Annotated in this window: 1 protein-coding gene; it reads right to left on the bottom strand. The window is 61.5% G+C overall.

From position 1 onward, the window contains the following. Positions 1–254, bottom strand: a 254-nt coding sequence (locus E1958_RS19885; RefSeq protein ID WP_133513400.1) for a helix-turn-helix domain-containing protein, incomplete at its 3' end; no start/stop codon positions are given. Positions 255–356: the final 102 nt, after the last annotated feature.

The raw sequence follows: 356 nt of genomic DNA, 5'->3' as shown, positions 1-356 counted from the left end.
AGGTCATCGAGCGGCAGCAGGAGCGTTTTGCGCAGCTCCACGACCACGGCCTCCTGGGCTGGGGCGAGGGTGGTCTGCAAGCGGTGCGGTGTGTGTGAGCCATCGGCAACACCGTCACGCCGCCGCCAGCGGCGGATGGTATCCTCGCTGACACCCAGCTCGTCGGCGAGTTGGGGGACGGACTGGTTGGACGCCTGAATGTATTGGCGGATCTTCGGGGTTGTGGTCGCATTGGCATGTAGATGAATGTTCATTGCGCGTTCTCCGCTACGGATGGGGCCACCAGGAGCTCCATGACCTCTCGGGCACGCAACAATGACCCAATTTTAGATCCTATGCAATCATCCGGGATCCGA

The sequence above is a fragment of the Candidatus Thiosymbion oneisti genome (assembly GCF_004359955.1).
Classification (GTDB): domain Bacteria; phylum Pseudomonadota; class Gammaproteobacteria; order Chromatiales; family Chromatiaceae; genus Thiosymbion; species Thiosymbion oneisti.
This window is presented reverse-complemented; position numbering and strand designations above follow the sequence as displayed.